This window comes from Methylobacterium sp. NPDC097929 (genome assembly GCF_049543375.1).
In the GTDB taxonomy this organism is placed as follows: Bacteria; Pseudomonadota; Alphaproteobacteria; order Rhizobiales; family Beijerinckiaceae; genus Methylobacterium.
Map to the genome: position 1 here is coordinate 36,796 of NZ_JBMVEP010000003.1, position 3,868 is coordinate 40,663.

Below are 3,868 nucleotides of genomic sequence, written 5' to 3' on the forward strand. Positions count from 1 at the left end.
CATGGGACGCTACGACCACGCTGCCTACGTCTCCCTGACGATGGAGTTTCGCTGCAACCTCAAATGCGTTCACTGCATGATCGAAGGCACGATGGACCGGCTCGCGCCGGAGTCGGATGCGCATTTCGAGGAGGTCCTCGCCCTTAACGCCCGCGAGCGGCGCTGGGTCGGCCTGATCTTGACCGGATCCGAGATCACCCTGCGGCGCGACCTGCCCGAACTGGCGCGCCGGGCGCGGGCGAGCGGCTTTGCGCATGTCCGCATTCAGACCCACGGCATGCATCTCGGCCAGCCGAGCTACTGCCACCGGCTGGTCGAGGCGGGCGTCGACGAGTTCTTCGTCTCCATCGCCGGCAGCGATGCGGCGAGCCACGACGCGCTGACCCTGGTGCCGGGCTCGTTCGAGCGCGCCCTGCGCGGCCTGGAGACCCTCGACGCGATGGAGGGCGTCGAAACCCTGACCAACACCGTCGTGACCGAGCGGAGCTACCGCCTGCTGCCCGATCTCGTCACGCGGCTCGGTCATCTCCGGCGCCTGACCCAGATGGAGTTCTGGGTCTACTTCCCCATGTCCGAGCGCGACGAGAAGGGCCTCGTCGCCCGCCACGCCGATGTCCTGCCTTATCTGCGCGAGGCGGTCTTGCGCGCCCGCGCCTTCGGGCGCGCCGTCGAGGTGAAAAACTTCCCCGAATGCCTGCTCGGCGAACTGGGCAATGCCCTCGTCAACGGCCAACCCGAACTGCACATCGACCCGGATTTCTGGCGAGAATTCGAGCGCAACGGCTTCTATCAATGCGCCCACCGCGAGGCCTGCGCCTCCCGTGAATGCCTCGGCCTGAATACCGCCTACGTCGCGAAATTCGGGCTCGAAGCCGATCTCGTTCACCCCTTGCCCGCGCCCCGGCGGCAGGCATGGAGCCGGGCTCCGGCCTGAACCGGCGGTGCCGCCTCTCCGGCAAGGGACGCGTCGAAACAAGGTTCCTTCGCGATCCGATCGTCTCGTCCCGCCGGCCACCCTTCGGGACGATGCCCTATTGGTTCCCGAGCCGGGGCCACCAGTCGTGTAGGACGTCGAGATCGGTCCGCGTACCCTTCTGGGCGAGGGCTACCTGCTCGGCCCGGAACTCGCTCGCAGTGACGCCGAACTGGGCGCGGAAGCTGCGGCTGAAATGGACCTTGCCGCGAAACCCGAAATCGGCCGCGAGCCGGGAGAGGCGGCGGGTCTCCAGCGGGTCGCTGAGGGCGGCCCGGACGGCCAGGAGCCGGCGTTCCTGGACCGAGCGCATGATGCCGCCGTAGGGGGCGAACATCCGGTAGAGGGTCGCGCGCGACACGCCGATCTCGTTGGCGATCATCTCCGGCGACAGGTCCGGCGAGGCGAGGTGGGTGCGGATCGCCTGCTCTGCGAGCGTGAGGTGACAGGTAGCGAGCGTCGGCGTCGCGGCGGACTCCTCGGTCCGGGACGGATCGAGGAGCGCGCGCAGGAAATCGAGCGTCTGCGCCACGACCTCCTCGACATCCGGCTCTTCGATCAGCGTGCTGCGTTCACGCAGCGCGATGAGATGGGCGGCCAGAAGTCGGTTGCGCCCGGCATCGAGCCGGGGCGGCAGCGGGTTGTCGGCCAAGCCCGGCAACAAGGCTCTCGGGACGACGAGCGCGATCGTGTCCGACGAGGCCGCGAGCGTGTCGACCTCCTGGGCGAGGTCGATGATCGCGACCTGAGATGACCAGATCGTGGTTTGCTGCCCGCTGATGAGGCCGCTGAAACCGCCGACATTGTAGAAGTGGAAGAGGATGTGATCCGACGTGCGGGCGATGAGGTCTCGGTCGCGGCGATAGCTCTGCGCCCCGAACACCACCCGTGCCACCATGATGTCGCCGATGACGGCGCCGCTCGCCGAGCCGGTGGGGCTTTGCTGACCCGGATGGAAGGCCCGCGGCTCGAACAGGGGGCCGACGACGCCTTTCCAGATTTCAGCCGCTGTTTCGTGAGGCAGCCCGGTCGTGAGGTAATCCAGCCGCTGGAGAAGGGTCACGTGACGATCGACTTCCAAGGAAACGAGCGGGAGCCTTTTCCACTTTCGGCTATGGTCGCCGAGATTTGGCAGAAAAGGAGGGAAGATTCGTGATTATGCCGTTCCCGACGAGCTTATTGGAAGAGATACGATTGATATTGGAAAATATTCCAACATAGACTGCGAAACATCACTCGCGTCCCTACTATATAACCCTGAGTTGTGCCGCGCCCTCAAGGCATCAAGGAAGCTAAAGTAGCCTGTGGGGGTTTCAAGAGGCACCGTCCTCTGCAGTCATTGCTTGGACGATGGCCGGGGCATTCGTTGCCGCTGGCCCAGCGCTCCCGATTTCATCGTGCAGAGCAAATCCCATCGCATAATAGCGTATGTTTTAGTTCATGCGCTCGTCGATTGGCGAAATTTTCAATAGAATTTTGCAAAATATCTTTGGGATAAAATCATCGCAGCCCGATTTGTAGTATTTTTCTATTCATTTAGAAGAGATTCTGATGACAACATTCTGCCAGTGCTTCGCCAGCCATGCAGATCGATTCATCAATGGCGTAGCAACCCTGTACACGCGTGCCGGCCTATCGGAGCAACCGCCCAGCTTCGACGGTGTGTCGAGCCGGGCACAGCCCTTTGACAATTTTTGCGACGACCTCGCGCGCGATGGCTTCCGAACCCGCGCAATTGAGAATGGGCCGCGATGACAGATCCTCTTGGGAGGCCGTTGCGGACCTGCCAACGAGGTCAGCATCTGAGACGCTGGATCAATCGAAAAAACGGAACCATCCCTCCGCAGCGTGGGGCGGTACTGATATGCAGCGGAGGGCGAAGATGCGGAAATCGCACAAGCGTCGCAATGTGGGGTCGGAATGAGTAAGCAGCTTCTCATCTACGAGCGTGCCGTGCCGGTCACTCGGCAACGTCACGGATCATGGTCCGTGAAGGCCGGTGCGTCGTTCGATTTCGCCCGCGGCGTCAATTCGGTGCCGCTCATGGTCGCCGAGTTTCCGAATTCGGCGGCCGAATATGCCATCGTGTTTGGCGGTGCTGCCGACGAGATCATTCCGGTCGCTCTTCTCGGAATTCGCGACAACGAGAACTTGTACGTATCCGAGTCGGGTTCGTGGAGCGGTTCGTACGTCCCGGCCTTCCTGCGCCGTTACCCGTTCGTGTTTTCGAGCGACAACGCGAACGAGGCCGATGCCACCTTCACGCTCTGCGTCGACGAGGATTTCTCGGGCTGCAACGACGAGGGTCGCGGCGAGCGCCTGTTCGACGCCGACGGCGAGCGGACACAGTATCTGCAGAACGTCCTGGGCTTCCTTCAGGCTTATCAGGTGCAGTTCCAGCGCACGAAGCTGTTCGTGAAGCGCCTGCAGGAGTTCGGCCTTCTGGAGCCGATGCAGGCGCAGTTCACGCTGCGCAGCGGTCAGCGCTCGACGCTGTCCGGCTTCAGCGTGGTCAGCCGGGATCGCCTGAAGGCCCTGTCGGCCGAGCAGCTCGCCGAGCTGATGCAGGCGGACGAGATGGAGCTGATCTACCTGCATCTCGCCTCACTGCGGAACCTTGCGCCGATCGCCGAGCGCATCGGTGCCCCGGCCGAGGCTGCGCAAGCGGACGAGACCGCACCGGCCTCCCCGGCCGACTTCGAGACCTCGGGCAACGCCTGATCTCGAAGCGCTCCCGGTCGAGGCCGGGAGCCATGGGCCGACGCGCAGCCGCTGAGCGCCGGCCGAAATCCAAAAATAGCGGTGGTGATGATCCCGGCGGCTTAGCAGGCCTGCCGGGACCTGTGTCTTTGCGCGCCCGGTCAGGCCGCGCAGGTTCCGGTTGGAGAGAGCGGC

At 63.8% G+C, this 3,868-nt stretch carries 3 protein-coding genes; 2 read left to right on the forward strand and 1 reads right to left on the reverse strand.

What is annotated here, in order from left to right:
- The first annotated feature begins 1 nt into the window (after position 1).
- Positions 2–934, forward strand: a complete 933-nt coding sequence (locus tag ACPCJR_RS10525) for a radical SAM protein (protein WP_391512347.1) — start codon at positions 2–4, stop codon at positions 932–934.
- A 97-nt stretch (positions 935–1,031) separates the two neighbouring features.
- Here the strand turns inward: ACPCJR_RS10525 and ACPCJR_RS10530 are convergent, their stop codons facing one another.
- The gene (locus ACPCJR_RS10530; RefSeq protein ID WP_391512346.1) at positions 1,032–2,036 is read right to left on the reverse strand and encodes a helix-turn-helix domain-containing protein; all 1,005 of its coding nucleotides are present in this window, start codon (positions 2,034–2,036) and stop codon (positions 1,032–1,034) included.
- Positions 2,037–2,893: 857 nt separating this feature from the next.
- Here ACPCJR_RS10530 and ACPCJR_RS10535 point away from each other — a divergent pair.
- Positions 2,894–3,694 (forward strand): SapC family protein, encoded by an 801-nt coding sequence (locus ACPCJR_RS10535; protein WP_017484802.1) that lies wholly within the window; start codon positions 2,894–2,896, stop codon positions 3,692–3,694.
- Positions 3,695–3,868 lie beyond the last annotated feature (174 nt).